Source organism: Gordonia amicalis (assembly GCF_022059885.1).
GTDB classification, from domain to species: Bacteria; Actinomycetota; Actinomycetes; order Mycobacteriales; family Mycobacteriaceae; genus Gordonia; species Gordonia amicalis.
Map to the genome: position 1 here is coordinate 3,460,536 of NZ_CP091855.1, position 19,124 is coordinate 3,479,659.

Genomic DNA, 19,124 nt, shown 5'->3' on the forward strand with positions numbered 1-19,124 from the left:
ACGTGCCCAAGGTCAGTGATGACCGCCTTGCCGCGCGTCGTCGGGAGATTCTCGACGGCGCGCGGCATTGCTTCGCGGAGTACGGATACGACGGTGCGACGGTCAAGCGGATCGAGGAGTCCACGGGTCTGTCCCGCGGCGCGATCTTCCACCACTACCGGGACAAAGAGGCGCTGTTCCTCGCGCTCGCGCACGAGGACGCCGAACGCATGGCGGATGTCGCCGCCGAAGAGGGTCTCGTGCAGGTCATGCGTGACATGCTCACGCGGCCAGAGGATTTCGACTGGCTCGGGACCCGACTCGAGATCGCGCGAAAGCTGCGCACCGACAACAGTTTCCGGGCCGAGTGGATGGCACGGTCGGCCGAACTGGAACAGGCGACACTCTCCCGCCTAGAACGCGGACGTCAGGCCGGGCGTCTCCGCGACGATGTCCCCACCGACGTCCTGGTCAAGTATCTGGATCTCGTTCTCGACGGACTGATCACCCGACTGGCGTCGGGTCAGCCCACCGACGATCTGCACGCGGTCCTCGATCTCGTCGAGGAATCAGTGCGGGCCAAGGACTGATCACCGCGCGTTGAGGATCTGCATGACCTCGGCGATCGTGCGCCCCGCCGCAATCCGGTACGCGTGGACCGCCTCGACACCGGTGAGCTGGACGGTGGGGTGCCCCCTCGTCGACCAGCGAGGTTCCCGGAACACACCCAGGGACATCGGGTACAGATCCGGGTGCGACAACAGTCGGTCCGGGGCCGGTGACAGGCCCCGGACCTGGCGCATCCGTTCCCCTACGGCCGCCACCAGCCAGACCTCGGCCACAGCCACCGGCCGGATGGACGACAAGAATCTGTTCTCCCCGCGGGCGGTGACTGTCATCGTGTCCATACGCCGCACCCGCCACAACGACCCGAACACATCGAACCGCGCCATCCGATCGTTGTGTAGGTCGAACTCCACGCCGAGGCCGCGCAGCGCCGCGGAACATTCGACGCCCAGGAGCCGCCCCGAGAGTTCCCGCTCTCGGCGCCGCTCCTCCTCCTCACGGAGCCGGTCGCCGATCGGCTGGTATTCACGTTCCAGCACATATCGATTCGCTTCTGCGCCGTCGACGAGCCGCCGGTACAGCCACTCGGGATCGATCTGCAGGAAATAGCGGAAGAAGATCCGACGCGGCGCATTGTCCGCGATCACCACATTGTCTTCGACGAGCATCTCGACGCCGCGATCGATCGACCAGACCGCGGCCGTCCGTCCGTCGACCTCGGCCACCCAGCTCCAGCCGCGCGAACGGATCTCGGGTGCAGCCTCGGCGAGCACAGAACTCAGCGTGGTTCCGGACATCACCGAGATCCGGCGGGTATGGGAGTGCACGTCGTCGCCCATGGCGACGCTGTCGCGGTCCACCTCGATCGACAGCGGAGTCGTCACAAGCGGGAGTGTATTCGAGCGCGGGCGACGAGGCATCGCGTGGTGTATCCCACTCATCGGCACCGGTTTCGGCGGCTCGGTCGCCGCCTGCGACTCGGTGATCCGGTTTCGCCACAACGGTGTTCGAGTGTGGCCAACGCTGGCCGATCCGACCCGACGGCAGCACCTTCGCCACCTTCTCCAGCCCCGACAAGCGCGCCGCCTGGTTCGGCAACAAGTCCGGACGCCAACAGCGCGACCGCCATCCCCGTCGATCCGCATGCGGGCGTGCTCGACCAGATGGTCGGCAACGGCATCGAAGCCGTCTACGGCGGCGGTTCGCCGGTGTTCGGATCGTTCACCCCGGTCCCCCGGCGTCAGGACTTCGAGCACATCTTCCCCGCCGCGGCGAACTACTCCGAACTCCTATCCACGTACTACCCGCGCGCGAAGCGCACCCTCGGCGTCTCGCCACTGCCCGCCGACATCCTCGACCACCCGAACTATCTTCGACTTCGCGATCGACTGGGACATCGTCCGCCGCACGATCCGGACGGTGACCGCCGAGGCCGATCATCTCTTCATGGCGGTCGGCTCGTTCCACACCACCCGCATGCTCGTCGAGGCGAGCGAAAGGCACTCCGCCCCAGCCGGCGCGCGAACGGCGTCCCGAACCACTCCCGCGCCGTCGGATTCGGTTCGGCGGGTAGATATCACGGACTCGGCGGGGTCGTCATGGGCGAGGCGGCGTCGATGGCCGGTGCGGTCCGCGGCTACGACAACCTCTACGTCGTCGACGGCTCGTTCGTGCCGGGTGCCGTCGGACTGGTGAATCCCGCCCTGACGATCGCCGCGCTCGCCGAACGGAGGATGGACCGGTTCCTCGCCGAGCACTGACCGCGGATTCGGGTCTTCTCCCGACAGAGATGAGGTCCGTCGCGGGACCTGGGGTACTGTGACTCACGACACTCCGAACGATCGTTAGATAACGGACGTTCGGGGTCAATGTCCCCTTCGTCAGAGGAGTGCACCCTTGTTCCCTGGAGTCTTCGCCAAGTCCACTCCGGACAAGCCCGCCGTCATCCGCGCCGCGACCGGCGAACAGTTGACCTACCGTCAGCTCGACGAGAACTCGACGCGGCTCGCCAACTACCTGGAGTCGCTGGGCCTCAAGCGCGGCGACAACATCGCGGTGGTGTCCGCCAACGATCTCCGTGTCTTCGAGGTGTACTGGGCGGCCCTGCGCAGCGGCCTGTACGTGACGGCGATCAACCACCACCTGACAGCAGCCGAGACCAACTACATCCTGAACGACTGCAACGCCCAGGTCCTGTTCGCCGGCGCCTCGGTCGCCGACGCCGTCTCGCGTTCCGGCGAGATCGAGGCACTGACGGGCACCGGTCGCCGGGTCGTGTGGGGCGGCGATCTCGAGGGCTTCGACAGCTACGACAAGGTTCTCGCCAACGCTTCCGCCGAACCGCGCACCGATCAGCCGCGCGGCACCGACATGCTCTACTCGTCGGGCACCACCGGCCGCCCCAAGGGCATCAAGACCCCGATGCCCGACGGCCAGGTCGATCAGGTCCCCGACACCTACACGGCGATTTTCGCGCCGATGTACGGCTTCGACGAGAACGCCGTCTACCTGTCCCCCGCACCGCTGTATCATGCTGCGCCGCTGCGCTATTGCGGCGTGACCAACTCGGTCGGCGGCACCGTGATCATGCTCGACCGCTTCGAGCCCGAGGCCGCACTGGCCGCCATCCAGAATTACAAGGTGACACACAGCCAGTGGGTGCCCACGATGTTCATCCGCATGCTGAAGCTGCCCGAGGAGGTCCGCAACTCCTACGACGTCAGCAGCCTCAAGATCGCGGTCCACGCCGCGGCACCCTGCCCGGTCGAGGTCAAGAAGGCGATGATCGACTGGTGGGGCCCGGTCATCCATGAGTATTACGCCTCCACCGAGGCCGCCGGCGCGACGTTCATCGGCCCGCAGGAAGCACTCGATCACCCCGGCTCGGTGGGCAAGCCGCTGCTGGGCGTCATCCACATCTGCGACGAGGACGGCAAGGAGCTCCCGGTCGGCGAGGTCGGACAGGTCTTCTTCGAACGCGAGGATGTGACCTTCCAGTACCACAACGATCCGGAGAAGACCCGCAAGGCCCAGCACCCGGAACACGAGAACTGGTCCACGACAGGCGATGTCGGGTATGTCGACGCCGACGGTTACCTGTACCTGACCGACCGCAAGGCGTTCATGATCATCTCCGGCGGGGTGAACATCTACCCGCAGGAGGCCGAGAACGTCCTCATCAACCATCCCGCCGTCTTCGACGTCGCGGTGATCGGTGTCCCCGATCCCGACCTCGGCGAGGTGGCCAAAGCGTGTGTGCAGCTCGCCGAGGGACACGAGCCCTCCGACGAACTCGCGGACGAGCTCATCACGTTCACCAAGGACAGCATCGCCGCGTACAAGGCGCCGCGGTCGGTGGACTTCGTCGACGAACTGCCGCGCACGCCCACCGGCAAGCTGGTCAAGGGCGAACTGCGCAAGAAGTACTGGCCCGCAGGTTAGTTCACGATCCCTCAGGGAGCGGTCGCGCCACCGCTCCCTGAGGTGCGACCGAAGCGAGCCATCTCTCGCTCCCTGAGGTGCGACCGAAGCGAGCCATCTCTCGCTCCCTGAGGTGCGACCGAAGCGAGCCATCTCTCGCTCCCTGAGGTGCGAGCGAAGCGAGCCATCTCTCGCTCCCTGAGGTGCGAGCGAAGCGAGCCTCGAAGGGTCAGGCGAGCTCGATGATCTCCTGATACTCGTCGCTCCAGTGGTCCTCGGTGCCGTCGGGCAGGAGGATCACGCGTTGCGGATCGAGTGCGGCGGCTGCGCCGGGGTCGTGGGTCACGAGGACGACGGCCCCGGTGTAGCTGCGCAGGGCGTCGAGCACCTGTTCGCGTGACACCGGGTCGAGGTTGTTGGTCGGCTCGTCGAGGAGCAGGACGTTGGCGGCCGACGACACCAGACCGGCCAGCGTCAGGCGGGTCTTCTCACCACCGGACAGGGTGCCGGCGGGCTGGTCGAGCTGGGCGCCGCTGAACATGAACGCGCCCAACAGGCCTCGCAGTTCCTGTTCACCCGCGTCCGGTGCGGCGTGGCGGATGTTCTCCCACACCGATGCCTGGTCGTCGAGGGTGTCGTGCTCCTGTGCGAAATAGCCGATCTTCAGGCCGTACCCGGGTTCGAGCTGCCCGGTGTCCGGCTTCTCCACGCCGGCAAGCATTTTCAGGAGCGTCGTCTTACCGGCACCGTTGAGCCCGAGGACGACGACGCGACTGCCCCTGTCGATGGCGAGGTCGACACCGGTGAAGATCTCCAGTGAGCCATAGCTCTTCGACAGGCCCGAGGCCATCAGCGGCGTCTTGCCGCAGGTCGCCGGCTCCGGGAAGCGGATCCGTGCGGTGCGGTCGGCCACCCGCTCCTCGTCGAGCGAGTCGATCATGCGCTCGGCGCGCTTGAGCATGTTCTGCGCGGCGGTGGCCTTGGTGGCCTTGGCACCGAGCTTCGCGGCCTGCGCACGCAGTGCGGAGGCCTTCTTCTCGGCGTTGGCGCGTTCGCGGCGACGCCGTTGTTCGTCGGTGGCGCGCGCGTCGAGGTAGCGCTTCCAGCTCATGTTGTAGATGTCGGCCTCGCCGCGGACGGCGTCGAGGAACCACACCCGGTTCACGACGTCGGCGAGCAGGTCGACGTCGTGGCTGATCACGACCAGCCCACCCTCGTGGTTCATCAGGAAGCTGCGCAGCCAGGCGATCGAGTCGGCGTCGAGGTGGTTGGTCGGCTCGTCGAGCAGCAGCGTGGTGTCGGACTTTCCGGAGCCGTCGGAGGCGGCGAACAGGATGCGTGCGAGCTCGATGCGGCGACGCTGACCACCCGAGAGGGTGCGCAGCGGCTGGTTCAGGACGCGGTCCGGCAGGCCCAGGCTGTTGCAGATGCGCGCGGCCTCGGATTCGGCGACGTAGCCACCCAGGGCGGCGAAACGCTCTTCCAGACGTCCGTATCGGGCGACGGCCTTGTCGCGCAGCTTGTCGTCGGCGGCCTCGGCCATGCGCGCCTGCTGCTTCTCCATGTCGCGCAGGATCTCGTCGAGTCCGCGTGCGGACAGCACCCGGTCTTTGGCGAGGACCTCCAGGTCGCCCTCTTTGGGGTCCTGGGGCAGGTAGCCGAGTTCACCCGAGCGCCGGACGGTGCCGGCGTAGGGTTCGGTCTCCCCCGCCAGGATGCGCAGGGTGGTGGTCTTGCCGGCGCCGTTGCGGCCCACGAGGCCGATCCGGTCGCCGGGCTGGATACGGAGGGCGTCGCCGGGCGCCGACAACAGGGTCCGAGCGCCCGCTCGTACCTCCAGGTCGGTCGCGGTGATCACGACGGACCAGTCTACCGGGGCGAATCCAGTGGTTTTGCCACGACAAGGCCCCAGACCGCGCTGCGGAGTCGCCCCACGGCGACACGGTGGACCGATACGGTGGCAGACGTGACGCAATCCACAACGATTCCCCAGTCCTCGTTTCCCCAGACCTCCGACCTCACCGGCCGCTCTGCTCTGGTCACCGGCGCCAGCCGGGGCATCGGCGAGGCCATCGCCACCGAGCTCGCCCGGCGCGGTGCCTCGGTGGTCATCACGAGTCGCAAGCCGGAGCCCCTTGCCGAGGCCGCGGAGCGCATCCGCCAGGCCGTGCCGTCGGCGACGGTGACCGCGTTCGCGGCCAACACCGGTGACGCCGACGACCGGGCGGGTGCGGTCGCGGCGGCTGTGGAGCAGGGTGGCGGAATCCACATCCTGGTCAACAACACCGGCATCGCCCCCCTCGCCGGACCGCTGATGGACGCCGATCTGGGCGCCTACCGTAAGACCTTCGACACCAATGTCGTCGCCGCCCTCGGCTTCGTGCAGGAGGCGTACCGGGCGGGAATGAAGGACACCGGTGGTTCGGTGATCAACATCTCCTCGGTCGCCGGCCTGCGGTCGACGGGGGTGATCGCGGCCTACGGCACGTCGAAAGCGGCGCTGATCCGCCTCACCGCGGAATTGGCGTGGGAACTGGGGCCGAACATCCGGGTGAACGCAATCGCGCCCGCGATCGTGCGCACCAAGTTCGCCTCCGGACTGATCGCGGGCGAGAACGAGGCCCGGGCCGCCGCGGCGTATCCGATGAAGCGCATCGGCGAACCCGAGGACGTCGCCCGCGCGGTCGCGTTCCTCGCCAGTGATGAATCGGCCTGGATCACGGGCGAGACCCTCGCCGTCGACGGGGGCATGCTGGCGACCGGCGGCTCGTGACGACGCCCGGCGGCCCGGAGTTCCCGTCCGGATCACCGGCTGCGACGAAGGAAGACGTGTGAGCGCTGGAGTGATCGTTGTGGGCGCGGGACCGGCAGGGCGCGCACTCGCGCACCGGCTGCTGGCCGCCGCGATACCGGTGACCGTGGTCGACCCTCGTCCCGAACGGGTCTGGCAGTCCACCTTCGCCTGCTGGTCCGACGAGTTGCCCGGCTGGCTCGATCCGACGGCCTTCGCCGCCCGCCTCGAACGCATCGGCGTCGCCGGCACCGCCCTCGAAGAGGTCGACCGCGGTTACACGGTGTTCGACACCCCGGGACTGCAACGTTCGCTGACTCTCGACGGCGCCGAGATCGTGACCGACCGCGTCATCGGGATCGACGGTGCGCGAGTGCAACTCGACACCGGTCGGGCACTGACCGGGGACGTGGTGGTCGACTGCCGTGGCGCACTCCCCCACGAGGCGCCACGACAGACCGCCTACGGCATCGTCGTCGACAAGGCCACCGCCGCACCGGTTCTGGAGGGCCACGGGGCGTTGCTGATGGACTGGCGAGGCGGGATCGTCGACCGCCGCTCGTTGCCGTCGTTCCTGTACGTCGTGCCGCTCGGCGGGGACGAGTATCTCCTGGAGGAGACGTGCCTGGCCGGGTTGCCCGCCCTGGATCTCGACGAGCTGAAGCGGCGGCTCGAGGTCCGGCTCGGCGGGTTGCCGTCGGGTATCCGTCGCGTCGAACACGTGGCGTTCCCGCTGACCGGGTCCTCGCCTCAGCCGTGGCGGGACCCGACGTTCTGCTTCGGCGCCGCAGGCGGATTCAAGAATCCGACGACCGGCTACAGCGTCGCCACGTCACTGATGTGCGTCGATGCGGTGGTGGGCGCGCTGGCCGCGGGGCGCGATCCGGTCCCCGACCTGTGGCCCGCCTCGGCGCGTGCCGTCCACAACCTTCGACTGCGCGGGCTCAGCGCGCTGCTGCGGCTCAGCCCCACCCAGACGATCGCGTTCTTCGAGGCGTTCTTCGCCATGCCGATCGAGTCGCAGCGCAGCTACCTCAGCCGTCGCAACGACCTGACCGGCACCATGGGCGCGATGACCCGGGTCATTCGGGCGGTCGACATGCGCACCCGCAGCGTCGTGGCCCGCGGTGCGATGTCCACGCCGGAATGGGCCGGGGACCTCGGCTCGACCCCGCGCTTCCAGCGCCGGTGACCGCACTTCTCGCTGTCCCAGCCGTCGAACCGGAACACCGCCAGTCGTCCTGCGAGTGCCTCGAACTCGTCCGGCGTGCCGTCGACCACGAGGCCGCTGCGCTTGGCGAAACCGACACCGACCGGAACCTTGATCGCGAAGGCGCGCAGCACCGGTCGCGACTCCTCGGGCGTGAGTTCAACGATCCTGACCGGACGGGACCGCCGGCCCCGGCTCAACGTCCCGGCGCCGGCGGCCCGGGCATTGGCCGCCCAGTCCGAGCCCGGATAACCCGCGACCGTGTAGAGGCCGCCGTCATGCCCGAACGGTGTCATCGGCGTGCTGCGGGGCACCCCGGATCTCCGACCGGGCACCGTCAGCACCATCGCGGGACCGGTGCGAATGCCCACCCGTTGCGCCGCCGTCACCAGCTTGTTCATCGGTGTGAGCCAGCGGGGTGGCCGGGGATCGAGACCGGCGATGTCGTCGTCGGCCGTGTCATCGTTGGTCCTGTCGTCGTTGGTCATGTCATCGTTGGTCATGTCATCTAGGACGGGGCGCAGGCCGGGGAAGTTACCTCTGCGCGCGGTAACTTTCCGGGCCGCTTGTTCGTCGTGAAGACATGACCGATCCGGCGGCCCTCGAACAGGCCTGGCGTGAGCACCACCCGTACACGGTGAATCTCGCCTACCAGATGCTGGGTGACATCGGGGCTGCCGAGGACACCGCACAGGAGGCTTTCCTGCGGCTGGCCCGCGTCGAGATCGAACGCCTGCAGGACATCCGAGCGTGGCTGACCGTGGTGACTGGGCGGTTGTGTCTGGACCACGTCCGATCCGCCCGAGCGCGCCTGGAACGTGTGGACACCGACGACGTCATCGAGACCGCCGCCCCGGGTGCAGATCCTGCCGACCGGATCACACTCGACGACGAGGTGCGGGCCGCACTGTTCGAGGTGCTCAACCGGTTGTCCCCGGGAGAGCGGGTCGCATTCGTGCTGCACGATGTGTTCGCCGTGCCGTTCGATCAGATCGCCGAGACGGTCGGCAGACCGGCGGGCACCTGTCGGCAGTTGGCCCGCCGCGCCAGGGCGAAGTTCACCGCCGCAGTCCGCCGCCCCGTCGATGTCCCCGAAATCCAGCACCGGCAGGTCATGGACACATTCATCGCGGCGTGTGCCACCGGCGATCTGCAGGCGTTGACCGCCGTGCTCGACCCGACCGTCTGGGGTGTGGGCACGGTGCTGGCCGACCCGGCCCCGACGAAACAGGTCAACCACGGTCCCGATTCCGTGGCCACGAACCTGCTGCGTCATCTCGGGCCCGGCGCGACGTTGGTGTGTGGGCCGGCCGGGGATCCGGTCCTGCTGGCGTACGACCGCCGCCGGTTGTTCGCCGTCGTCGTGCTGAGCATCCGGGACGGCCGGGTGGTCAGGATCGAGGCCACCGCGGACCCGTCGGCCCGGAATCGGTGACTGCCGGTCGGCGTCTCGGCTCGTGGCGGTCAGCGCAGGTGACATGACCTCTTGGATCGCGAGCAGGATTCATCCGCGTCGGCGAAGTTCACGCCATTGCCGGATCATGTCGTCGACGTCGATGGTGTGGGCGACGACGCTGTGGGGCATCGCGATCTGACGCGCGGCGAGATGAGCTTCGCGCACGCGGCGGTTGAAGTCGTCGAGGATCTCACGCACGGCGTCCTCGTCGGCGATGTCGCGCAACGACTCCGGGAAATCCTGCGCCTCCCGGCGTAATTGGAGAGGCGCGGGAAGGAGAGCCGACGAGTCCAGGTTCTCGTCGCGGATCTTGCGTTTGACCCACCAGTCGGGATCGTCGCTGTCGGAGAGGTCCAACGGCTTGCCCGCCCCGGGCAGGTTGTCGAACTCCCCGCGCTCGGTCGCCTCGCGGATCATCCGCTCGACTCGACTCTCGAACCGATTCACACCAACGGTTCTACTCGCCTTCGACCGCGTCGGTCATCCCGCGACCCGCGCCAGCAGAATGGTGCGATTGCCGCATCCCGACTTGGCCAGGACCGACTTCACATGGTCGTGCACGGTGTGTTCGGACACCGACACCGCAGCGGCGATCGACCGGTTGTCCATACCGGCACAGAGGTGGCCGAGCACCTCCCGCTCACGACCGGACAGGCCGTTCACCCGGGCGAAGAGGTCGAGACGGTCGGTGAAACCACTGGGTTCGATCGTGACGGCGATCTCGCGGCCGGCCGGCGGTCCGGCCCCGCTGATCCGGTCGGCCTCCAGGGTCAGCCATCCGTACTGCTCGAGAAACACTCTCGCGCGCGGCGGCGCGGCGGCAACGTCCTGCTCGCGGGCGATGAGCTGTGCCGCCACGTTGTAGGCCGCCGCCGGGATCGCCGGTACGTCCGGGATGCGCCCGTCCGGCCCGGCATCGGGTGGATTGAGTTGATAGAGCCGCGATCCCGCCCCCGCTGTCTGTCCGCGAAGTCGCAGACCCTGATCGAGCACCACGACGGCGGGTCCGGTGGAGGCCGCGGTGCGGACGGGGTCGGTGAAGTATCCGGCCTGCCGAGATCGCAACGCGGCCGTGACAAGCGGAGTGATCTGCGACATCCGGTCGATGTCCTCGGCGGAGAACTGCGGACGGGGCTCGAAGCGCCAGAGATCCAGCCAGCCCCAACACCCGAACCGGTCGGCGAAGGCGAGCGTCGCCACGTCGCAGACGCCGAACTCCGCCAGGATCTCGCGCCACGGGGATGACGATGCAGCTTCGCGATCCCTGGCTCGACACCACGACGTGGCCGGCACCCGCGATCCGGTGAGGCAGGTCCAGCGAGTGCTCGTCGTCAGATATCGGGCACGGATCAGATCCGGCAGACGGGTCATCGGGAAGCCTGGCAGCGTCGCCAGCGGAGAGGTGCCGACCGAGGTCGCGGGGTCGGTCAGAAGCCACACGTGGCCGTCGAACGCCACTGCCGCTCCGAGGTCAGCGAGCACCGCCAGCCGAAGACTCTTCACACCGGCGTTTCGTGCGCAGGAGCGCTCGACCCGACTCAGGAGATCGACGCCCATCGGTCAAGGCTAGTGGCTCGTGTCGTTAATTCCTAAATGGTTATTGTCTTGGGATAATGAGGTGTGGCGAATTCTGCGGCTCCGGCGTTGGTCTTGCGTGAGGGTGATCGGGAGAGGTTGATCTCGTGGACGCGGTCGACGACGATTCGTGCGGGGCTGGCGCAGCGAGCTCGGATCGTACTGCTGGCCGCAGAGGGGGTATCGAATGCGCAGATCGCGGTCGAGGTAGCCACTACGACGACCTCGGTGTGGAAGTGGCGCAAGCGATATGCCGAGGACGGTCTGCCCGGTCTCGAGGATGCACCACGGTCGGGTCGGCCACGTCATATCGATGCCGAGCAGATCATCGCCACGACGCTGCGGCCTCCGCCGAAGAAGTTCGGAGTCACCCATTGGTCCTCGCGTTTGCTGGCACGCCACCTCAAGATCGGCAACGCCACGGTGGCCCGGGCATGGCGCGAATATGGTGTACAGCCCTGGCGGGCTGAGACATTCAAGTTCTCCACCGATCCGGAACTGGTCGCCAAGGTGACCGATGTGGTGGGCTTGTATCTCGCGCCGCCGGACAACGCGATCGTGTTGTGCGTGGACGAGAAGAGTCAGATCCAGGCGTTGGACCGGACCGCGCCGATGCTGCCAATGCGGCCTGGTGACGTCGAAAGACGCACTCATGATTACAAGCGACACGGCACGACGACGTTGTTCGCCGCATTGGAGATCGCGACCGGCCACGTCACCGCAGCGGTCAAGCCCAAACATCGCCGCCAGGAGTTTCTGGCGTTCCTGCGCCAACTCGCTCGTGCCTACCCCACACAGGATCTCCATCTGGTGATGGACAACTACGCCACCCACAAGACCGCTGAGGTCCGTCAATGGCTTGATGACCATCCCCGCTTTCACGTGCACTTCACTCCGACCTCGGGGTCATGGCTCAACCTCGTCGAGGTGTGGTTTGCACTCATCGATCGCCAAGCGATCCGACGCGGGGTGTTCACCAGCGTCGCCGACCTCAACTCAAAGATCCGGCAATTCATCAACGGCTGGAACGACCGCAAACACCCATTCGTCTGGACCAAAACCACAGAAGAGATCCTGCAGAAGGCCAACCGTCAAACAACTTCAGAAACGAACCACTAGGCCGGAAATCCCCCGTGGTGGGGATGTTCGGACGGGGCTCCCGCTCATACGGTCGGAGAATCCACCCATCGAGAAGGGCGACCGCCATGTATCAGCTCCGGATCACCGACACCATCCCCGACTTCGACGCCTGGCGCCGCGCGTTCGACGGCTACGAACGTGTGCGCGCCGACAACGGGGTCCTCGCCTACCGGGTGATGCGCAGCGTCACCGACCCGACCGAGGTCACGATCGAACTCGATTTCGCCGACGTCGCCCGCACCCGGGCCTACGTCGGGGTTCTCGAGAAGATCTGGTCCACGGCCGGCTCCCGGGGCGTCAGTGTCGCCCATGGCACGCCAACCGTTCACGAGGTGGTCGTCGCGAAAGCGATCGATCCGGCCGCCTCAGAGGCGGCCGGATCGCATGTCGCATAGTCGATCTAGACGGTGAAGCCGAGGGCCCGCAGCTGTTCCCGGCCGTCATCGGTGATCTTGTCCGGGCCCCACGGCGGCAGCCAGACCCAGTTGATCTCCAGATCGGTGCAGAGACCACTGTTGACCAGCGCGCCGCGAGACTGGTCCTCGATGACGTCGGTCAGCGGGCACGCGGCGGAGGTGAGGGTCATGTCGATCTTCGCGACGGCGTCGTCGGTCACCTCGATGCCGTAGACGAGTCCGAGGTCGACGACGTTGATACCCAGTTCGGGGTCGACGACGTCGCGCATCGCCTCCTCGACGTCCTCGACGGCCGGCAGCGAGGTGGACGGGGCGGCGGGTGTGCCGGCAGCCGTGGTGTCGGTTGCCGGTGTGTCTGTCGCGGTGGTGGTCTCGTCACTCATGCTGACTCCACTTCTGTTTTCTGACTGTCGATGTAGGCGTTCTCCGTCTGGGAAAGTGCGTCCTTGAACGCCATCCAGCCGAGGAGTGCGCATTTCACGCGCGCCGGGTACTTGCTGACCCCGGTGAAGGCGATGCCGTCACCGATGATGTCCTCGTCGCCCGGGTCCTTGCCACGGGAGGTCATCATCGCGGTGAACGACTCGACGGTGGCCAGCGCCTCGCCGATCGGCTTGCCGACGATCAGGTCGTGGAGAACCGACGTCGAGGCCTGGGAGATCGAGCAGCCCTGGCCATCGTAGGAGACGTCGTCGATGGTGGCGCCGTCTCCGGACACCGCGACGCGGAGGGTCACCTCGTCACCGCACGTCGGATTGACGTGGTGCACCTCTGCGCCGAACGGCTCACGCAGTCCCCTACCGTGCGGGTGCTTGTAGTGGTCCAGGATCACTTCCTGGTACATCTGCTCCATACGCATTGCTCAGTTCACCCCGAAGAACTTCTGCGCCTTGACGATCGCCGCGGCCAGCGCGTCGACCTCGGCGAATGTGTTGTAGGCGGCGAACGATGCACGTGCGGTCGCGGCCACACCGAACCGGCGGTGAAGCGGCCAGGCACAGTGGTGGCCGACACGGATCGCGACGCCCTCGTCGTCGAGGATCTGACCGAGGTCGTGCGCGTGGATGCCGTCGACGACGAACGCGACCGCTCCCCCACGGTTCTCGGTCGTGGTGGGTCCGACGATGCGCAGACCGTCAATCTCACCGAGCCGGGAGAGCGCATGTCCGACGAGCGCGTGCTCGTGTGCGGCAACGGCTTCCATGCCGATCGTCTGCAGGTAGCGCACCGCGGCGCCGAGACCCACGACCTGCGAGGTCATCGGAACGCCCGCCTCGAAACGCTGCGGCGGCGGCGCGTAGGTGGACACCTCCATCGTCACGGTCTCGATCATCGAGCCACCGGTGATGAAGGGCGGCAACGCATCCAGGAGTTCGGACTTGCCGTAGAGCGCGCCGACACCGCTCGGACCGAACATCTTGTGTCCGGAGAAGGCGGCGAAGTCGACGTCGAGCGCCGAGAAGTCGACCGGCATGTGCGGCACCGACTGGCAGGCGTCGAGCACGACCAGCGCACCGACTGCACGGGCACGCGAGACGAGTTCGGCGACGTCGGCGACGGCACCGGTGACATTCGACTGATGGGTGAACGCGATGACCTTCACCGACTCGTCGAGGGTCAGCGAATCCAGGTCGATACGACCGTCGTCGGTCACGCCGTACCAGCGCAGGGTCGCACCGGTCCGACGGCAGAGTTCCTGCCATGGAACCAGATTCGCGTGGTGTTCGAGTTCGGTGATCACCACGGTGTCGCCCGGACCCAGCGCCGATCCGCCGAGGATCGACGCCGAGCGCGGATCTCCGAGCGTGAAGGTCACCAGGTTGAGAGCCTCGGTGGCGTTCTTGGTGAACACCAACTGGTCCGACGACGCCCCGACGAACCCGGCGATGACCTCGCGCGCGTCCTCGTAGGCGTCGGTGGCCTCTTCGGCGAGCTGATGGGCTCCCCGATGCACCGCCGCATTGTGGTGCGTCAGGAAGTACCGCTCGGCGTCGAGCACCTGGACCGGACGCTGCGAGGTCGCCCCGGAATCGAGGTACACCAACGGTTTCTCGTCGCGAACGGTGCGCGACAGGATCGGGAAGTCCGCCCGCAGCGCCTCGACATCGAGAGCGGTTGCCGCGGTTGTCGTCTCAGGCGAGAGTGTCACGTACGTGCACCTCCTGGGGTGTTGGTTCAGCCGGCCTTGGCCGCCGAGGTGAAGCGCTCGTAGCCGTTCTCCTCGAGCTCGTCGGCCAGCTCCGGACCGGCGGATTCGACGACGCGGCCATTGACGAAGACGTGGACGTAGTCGGGCTTGATGTACCGAAGGATGCGCGTGTAGTGCGTGATCAGCAGGATGCCGCCGTTCTCCTGCTCCTTGTACCGGTTGACGCCCTCGCTCACGACGCGCAGCGCGTCGACGTCGAGACCCGAGTCGGTCTCGTCGAGGATGGCGATCTTCGGCTTGAGCAGGTCGAGCTGGAGGATCTCGTGACGCTTCTTCTCACCGCCGGAGAAGCCCTCGTTGACGCTGCGCTCGGAGAACGACGGATCGATGTCCAGCGCGGTCATCGCCTCCTTGGTCTCCTTGACCCAGTGGCGCAGCTTCGGGGCCTCGCCGCGGACCGCGGTGGCGGCGGTGCGCAGGAAGTTCGACATCGAGACGCCGGGCACCTCGACGGGGTACTGCATGGCCAGGAAAAGGCCGGCACGCGCACGCTCGTCGACGCTCATCTCCAGGACGTCTTCGCCGTCGAGGGTGATCGAACCCGAGGTCACCTGGTACTTGGGGTGGCCGGCGATCGCGTAGGACAGCGTCGACTTGCCCGAGCCGTTGGGGCCCATGATCGCGTGCGTCTCACCGGACTTCACGGTCAGGTTCACACCCTTGAGGATGTGGATGGGCTCGGCGTCGGCGTCGGTCTGGGCGACGTCGACGTGCAGGTCACGGATTTCCAGTGTGGTCATGTTCTGTGTTCTCTCTTACGGGCTGAGGAAGGTTCGGTCGGGCGCGGAAGCGGTTCAGGCGCCGGCGAGTTCGAGCTCGCGCTCGACGGCGGCGGACAGACGCTCGCGCAGCTCGGGAACGGCGATCTTGGCGATCACCTCGCCGAAGAATCCGCGGATGACCAGGCGGCGCGCCTGATCCTCGGGGATGCCGCGAGCCTGCAGGTAGAACAGCTGCTCGTCGTCGAAACGTCCGGTGGCACTGGCGTGGCCGGCACCGACGATCTCGCCCGTCTCGATCTCGAGGTTGGGCACCGAGTCGGCGCGGGCGTTGTCGGTGAGCACCAGGTTGCGGTTGAGCTCGAAGGTGTCGGTGCCCTCGGCCTCGGCGCGGATCAGCACATCGCCGATCCAGACGGTGTGGGCCTCGCGCGACCGGTCGCCGCTCGTGTCGCCCTGCAGCGCACCCTTGTACACCACGTTCGAGCGGCAGTTGGGCTGGCTGTGGTCGACGAGCAGGCGCTGCTCGAGATGCTGTCCGGCGTCGGCGAAGTACAGCCCCCACAGCTCGACGTCGCCACCCGGCGCGTCGTAGTGGACGATCGGCGACAGCCGGACGAGGTTGCCGCCGAAGCTGACCGCGAAGTGGCGGACCACGGCGTCGCGGCCGGTGCGCACGTGATGGGCGGCGACGTGCACGGCGTCGTCATCCCAGTCGTGCACGTTGACGACGGTGAGCGCGGCGCTGTCGCCGACGACGAATTCGACGTTCTCGGCAAAGGTCCCGCCGCCCTTCTGGTCCAGCACCACGACGGCGCGGGCAAAGGGTTCAAGCCGGACCTGGGTGTGCCCGAAGGCGGTCTCGCCCTCCCCGGGGCCGGTGACCGTGATGGTGACCGGTTCGGACAGCTCGACCTCGCGGCCCACGGTGACCACCGTGGCCTGGGTGAACGACGAGTACGCCTGTGCGGCAACCCGATCGAAGGGCACGCCGCCCTGGCCGAGACGCTCGTCATCGCGTCCGACGGTGTCCACGGTCACACCGTCTGCGATACCGGTGACCTCGACGGTCGCCTCACCCGTCCGCTGGGCGGAACCGTTGTGCAGACCGCGCAGGCGGCGGAACGGGGTGAAGCGCCAGGCCTCTTCGCGAGGGCTGGGCACCTCGAAGGCGTCGACGTCGAACGAGGTGAACAGTTCACCCTTGTTGACGACAGGCGAATGCGAGCCCGGTGTGGAGACCGGGAGTGTCGGATCGGCCATCAGCCGACGGCTCCTTCCATCTGAAGCTCGATCAGGCGGTTGAGCTCGAGCGCGTATTCCATCGGGAGTTCCTTGGCGATCGGCTCGACGAAGCCGCGGACCACCATGGCCATCGCCTCGTCCTCGGTCAGGCCGCGGCTCATCAGGTAGAAGAGCTGATCGTCACTGACCTTCGAGACGGTCGCCTCATGCCCCATCGTCACATCGTCCTCACGGATGTCGACGTAGGGGTAGGTGTCGCTGCGCGAGATCGTGTCGACCAGCAGCGCATCGCATTTGACCGTCGACCGGCTGCCGTGGGCGCCGTTGTTGATCTTGATCAGACCGCGGTAGGAGGCACGGCCACCGCCGCGGGCCACCGACTTCGAGACGATGTTGCTCGAGGTGTTCGGTGCCAGGTGGACCATCTTCGAACCGGTGTCCTGGTGCTGTCCCTCGCCGGCGAATGCGACCGAGAGGACCTCGCCCTTGGCGTGCTCACCGGTCAGCCACACGGCCGGGTACTTCATGGTGACCTTGGAACCGATGTTGCCGTCGATCCACTCCATGGTGGCGCCGGCCTCGGCCTTGGCACGCTTGGTGACCAGGTTGTAGACGTTGTTCGACCAGTTCTGGATGGTCGTGTAGCGGCAGCGGCCGCCCTTCTTGACGATGATCTCGACGACCGCGGAGTGCAGCGAGTCGGTCTTGTAGATCGGCGCGGTACAACCCTCGACGTAGTGCACGTAGGCACCCTCGTCGACGATGATCAGCGTGCGTTCGAACTGGCCCATGTTCTCGGTGTTGATCCGGAAGTAGGCCTGCAGCGGGATGTCGACGTGGACACCCGGCGGGACGTAGATGAACGATCCACCCGACCACACGGCGGTGTTCAACGCGGAGAACTTGTTGTCGCCGGCCGGGATGACCGAACCGAAGTACTCCTGGAACAGCTCCGGGTGCTCCTTGAGGCCGGTGTCGGTGTCGAGGAAGATCACGCCCTGCTTCTCGAGATCCTCGCGGATCGAGTGGTAGACGACCTCGGACTCGTACTGCGCGGCGACACCGGCGACCAGCCGCTGCTTCTCCGCTTCCGGGATGCCGAGCTTGTCGTAGGTGTTCTTGATGTCCTCGGGCAGGTCCTCCCACGAGGCGGCCTGCTTCTCGCTCGAGCGCACGAAGTACTTGATGTTGTCGAAGTCGATGCCCTCGAGTCCGGCACCCCAGTGCGGCATCGGCTTCTTGTCGAAGATCTTCAGAGCCTTGAGTCGCTGCTCGAGCATCCACTCGGGCTCGCTCTTCTTCGATGAGATGTCGGCGACGACGGCCGGGGACAGGCCGCGCTTGGCGCTGGCGCCGGCGACGTCGGAGTCGGCCCAGCCGTAGCCGTACGTCCCGAGGGACGCAATCGTCTCCTCCTGTGTGAGGGGAGCCGCGGCGGACGGCGTGGTGGCGGCCGGATCGGTGACGGTCATCGCGTGGCCTTTCGGGTTGTCGTGGGCTGGGCGGGTGCGGTCGTGGAGAGTGGGGTCTCGCGCGAGGGCGATTCCGGAGGTGGATGCATCGGCACGTGGGTCGTGCAGGCGCAGTCACCGTTGGCGATGGTCGCCAGGCGCTGCACATGCGTGCCGAGCAGTTCGGTGAAGACCGCGGTCTCGGCCTCGCACAGTTCGGGGAACTCGGTGGCGACGTGCGCCACCGGGCAGTGGTGCTGGCAGATCTGGATGCCGTTGCCAACCTGGCGGGTGTTGGCGGCGTAGCCCGCACCCGTCAACGCATCGGCGATCTCGTCGACGGTGTCTGCGACATTCAGCGGATCGGTGCTCGGCTCGACGTCGGCGACGATCCGCTCGACGCGTTCACGGGCGAACTCGGCGACCGCGTCGTGACCACCGAGGTCACGGAGCTTGCGCATCGCCGCCCCGGCCAGGTCGTCGTAGGCGTGGCGCATCTTGCCGCGTCCGGATGCGGTGAGCTGGAACCATTTGGCCGGACGTCCGCGGCCCCGCTGACCGAAACCGGTCGATGCGACCTCGATGTCCCCGGCCGCGGTGAGCGCGTCGAGGTGGCGGCGCACGCCGGCCGCGGAGATACCGAGACGCTCGCCGATCTCGCCCGCGGTCAGCGGGCCGTCTTCGACGAGCAGGTTCAGGACCGCATCACGGGTCTGACCGTCGTGGTGCGCATCGGCACCGGCGGTCGTGTGAGGGGTTGCCGTACCAGCGGAGGGCACGGCATTGCGGCCGCCCGAGGGCAGCACAACATCGTTCCGCATGGTTTTCACAACACGAGTGTGACGTAATTGATTCCTCGCTGCCAGCAAGGGTGCCCTTAGCGATGCGTCCGATTCCCTCCTCCCGTCCCGCGCGTCGCCGATAAAGGGTGGTGGCGAGGGATCCG

General features: G+C 67.2%; 18 protein-coding genes and 2 pseudogenes. 8 read left to right on the top strand and 12 right to left on the bottom strand.

Annotation, left to right across the window (positions count from 1 at the left end):
- Positions 1-2: 2 nt before the first annotated feature.
- Entirely contained in the window at positions 3-569 is a 567-nt protein-coding gene (locus IHQ52_RS15815; protein WP_024498152.1) for a TetR/AcrR family transcriptional regulator, read from the top strand.
- On the opposite strand, the gene IHQ52_RS15820 is transcribed toward IHQ52_RS15815, so the two are convergent.
- Positions 570-1,430, bottom strand: a complete 861-nt coding sequence (locus tag IHQ52_RS15820) for a hypothetical protein (RefSeq protein WP_024498164.1) — start codon at positions 1,428-1,430, stop codon at positions 570-572.
- On the opposite strand from IHQ52_RS15820, the pseudogene IHQ52_RS15825 reads away from it, so the two are divergent.
- Both IHQ52_RS15825 and IHQ52_RS15830 read left to right on the top strand, forming a co-directional pair.
- Positions 1,384-2,306 (top strand): annotated as a pseudogene (locus IHQ52_RS15825) (GMC oxidoreductase). The gene IHQ52_RS15820 and the pseudogene IHQ52_RS15825 overlap by 47 nt on opposite strands.
- Positions 2,307-2,442: 136 nt before the next feature.
- Positions 2,443-3,987, top strand: coding sequence for an AMP-binding protein (locus IHQ52_RS15830; RefSeq protein ID WP_096273974.1), 1,545 nt, complete (start codon positions 2,443-2,445; stop codon positions 3,985-3,987).
- A gap of 208 nt (positions 3,988-4,195) precedes the next feature.
- On the opposite strand, the gene IHQ52_RS15835 is transcribed toward IHQ52_RS15830, so the two are convergent.
- Positions 4,196-5,824 carry an ABC-F family ATP-binding cassette domain-containing protein gene (locus IHQ52_RS15835; RefSeq protein WP_096273972.1) on the bottom strand — a complete coding sequence of 543 codons (1,629 nt, stop codon included), beginning with the start codon at positions 5,822-5,824 and terminating at the stop codon, positions 4,196-4,198.
- Between the two features lie 99 nt (positions 5,825-5,923).
- Between IHQ52_RS15835 and IHQ52_RS15840 the strand changes: the two genes are divergently transcribed.
- Entirely contained in the window at positions 5,924-6,739 is an 816-nt protein-coding gene (locus IHQ52_RS15840) for an SDR family oxidoreductase (RefSeq protein WP_191834379.1), read from the top strand.
- 58 nt (positions 6,740-6,797) lie between these two features.
- Positions 6,798-7,949 (top strand): lycopene cyclase family protein, encoded by a 1,152-nt coding sequence (locus tag IHQ52_RS15845; RefSeq protein ID WP_096273968.1) that lies wholly within the window; start codon positions 6,798-6,800, stop codon positions 7,947-7,949.
- Positions 7,950-7,972: 23 nt separating this feature from the next.
- On the opposite strand, the pseudogene IHQ52_RS15850 reads toward IHQ52_RS15845, so the two are convergent.
- Positions 7,973-8,368: pseudogene (locus tag IHQ52_RS15850) on the bottom strand (nitroreductase family deazaflavin-dependent oxidoreductase); the annotation flags it as partial.
- A 182-nt stretch (positions 8,369-8,550) separates the two neighbouring features.
- On the opposite strand from IHQ52_RS15850, the gene sigI reads away from it, so the two are divergent.
- The gene (sigI, locus tag IHQ52_RS15855) at positions 8,551-9,402 is read left to right on the top strand and encodes an RNA polymerase sigma factor SigI (RefSeq protein ID WP_096273966.1); all 852 of its coding nucleotides are present in this window, start codon (positions 8,551-8,553) and stop codon (positions 9,400-9,402) included.
- 69 nt (positions 9,403-9,471) lie between these two features.
- Here sigI and IHQ52_RS15860 read toward each other — a convergent pair whose 3' ends face one another.
- Complete coding sequence (locus IHQ52_RS15860) at positions 9,472-9,840, bottom strand: DnaJ family domain-containing protein (protein ID WP_191835003.1); 369 nt, start codon at positions 9,838-9,840, stop codon at positions 9,472-9,474.
- Positions 9,841-9,903: 63 nt separating this feature from the next.
- Positions 9,904-10,980: a helix-turn-helix transcriptional regulator gene (locus IHQ52_RS15865; protein ID WP_096273964.1), complete on the bottom strand. Its 1,077-nt coding sequence runs from the start codon at positions 10,978-10,980 to the stop codon at positions 9,904-9,906.
- Positions 10,981-11,043: 63 nt separating this feature from the next.
- Between IHQ52_RS15865 and IHQ52_RS15870 the strand changes: the two genes are divergently transcribed.
- Both IHQ52_RS15870 and IHQ52_RS15875 read left to right on the top strand, forming a co-directional pair.
- Positions 11,044-12,117: an IS630 family transposase gene (locus IHQ52_RS15870; RefSeq protein ID WP_024498685.1), complete on the top strand. Its 1,074-nt coding sequence runs from the start codon at positions 11,044-11,046 to the stop codon at positions 12,115-12,117.
- A gap of 86 nt (positions 12,118-12,203) precedes the next feature.
- Positions 12,204-12,533 (top strand): hypothetical protein, encoded by a 330-nt coding sequence (locus IHQ52_RS15875; RefSeq protein WP_096273962.1) that lies wholly within the window; start codon positions 12,204-12,206, stop codon positions 12,531-12,533.
- Positions 12,534-12,538: 5 nt separating this feature from the next.
- On the opposite strand, the gene IHQ52_RS15880 is transcribed toward IHQ52_RS15875, so the two are convergent.
- Genes IHQ52_RS15880 through IHQ52_RS15910 form a run of 7 tightly spaced genes read right to left on the bottom strand, consistent with a single transcriptional unit; the run spans position 12,539 to position 18,999 of the window.
- Entirely contained in the window at positions 12,539-12,937 is a 399-nt protein-coding gene (locus tag IHQ52_RS15880) for a metal-sulfur cluster assembly factor (protein WP_024497097.1), read from the bottom strand.
- Entirely contained in the window at positions 12,934-13,413 is a 480-nt protein-coding gene (gene sufU / locus IHQ52_RS15885; protein ID WP_096273960.1) for a Fe-S cluster assembly sulfur transfer protein SufU, read from the bottom strand. The genes IHQ52_RS15880 and sufU overlap by 4 nt, the downstream gene beginning before the upstream one ends.
- Before the next feature lie 3 nt (positions 13,414-13,416).
- A complete protein-coding gene (locus IHQ52_RS15890; RefSeq protein WP_096273958.1) occupies positions 13,417-14,703 on the bottom strand; it encodes a cysteine desulfurase in 1,287 nt (428 codons plus the stop codon).
- A gap of 26 nt (positions 14,704-14,729) precedes the next feature.
- A complete protein-coding gene (sufC, locus tag IHQ52_RS15895; protein ID WP_096273956.1) occupies positions 14,730-15,503 on the bottom strand; it encodes a Fe-S cluster assembly ATPase SufC in 774 nt (257 codons plus the stop codon).
- Positions 15,504-15,557: 54 nt separating this feature from the next.
- The gene (gene sufD / locus IHQ52_RS15900) at positions 15,558-16,745 is read right to left on the bottom strand and encodes a Fe-S cluster assembly protein SufD (RefSeq protein ID WP_006436258.1); all 1,188 of its coding nucleotides are present in this window, start codon (positions 16,743-16,745) and stop codon (positions 15,558-15,560) included.
- Positions 16,745-18,199, bottom strand: a complete 1,455-nt coding sequence (gene sufB, locus IHQ52_RS15905; RefSeq protein WP_024497102.1) for a Fe-S cluster assembly protein SufB — start codon at positions 18,197-18,199, stop codon at positions 16,745-16,747. The genes sufD and sufB overlap by 1 nt, the downstream gene beginning before the upstream one ends.
- A complete protein-coding gene (locus tag IHQ52_RS15910; RefSeq protein WP_096273954.1) occupies positions 18,196-18,999 on the bottom strand; it encodes a helix-turn-helix transcriptional regulator in 804 nt (267 codons plus the stop codon). Before IHQ52_RS15910 ends, sufB begins: the two co-directional genes overlap by 4 nt.
- Positions 19,000-19,124: the final 125 nt, after the last annotated feature.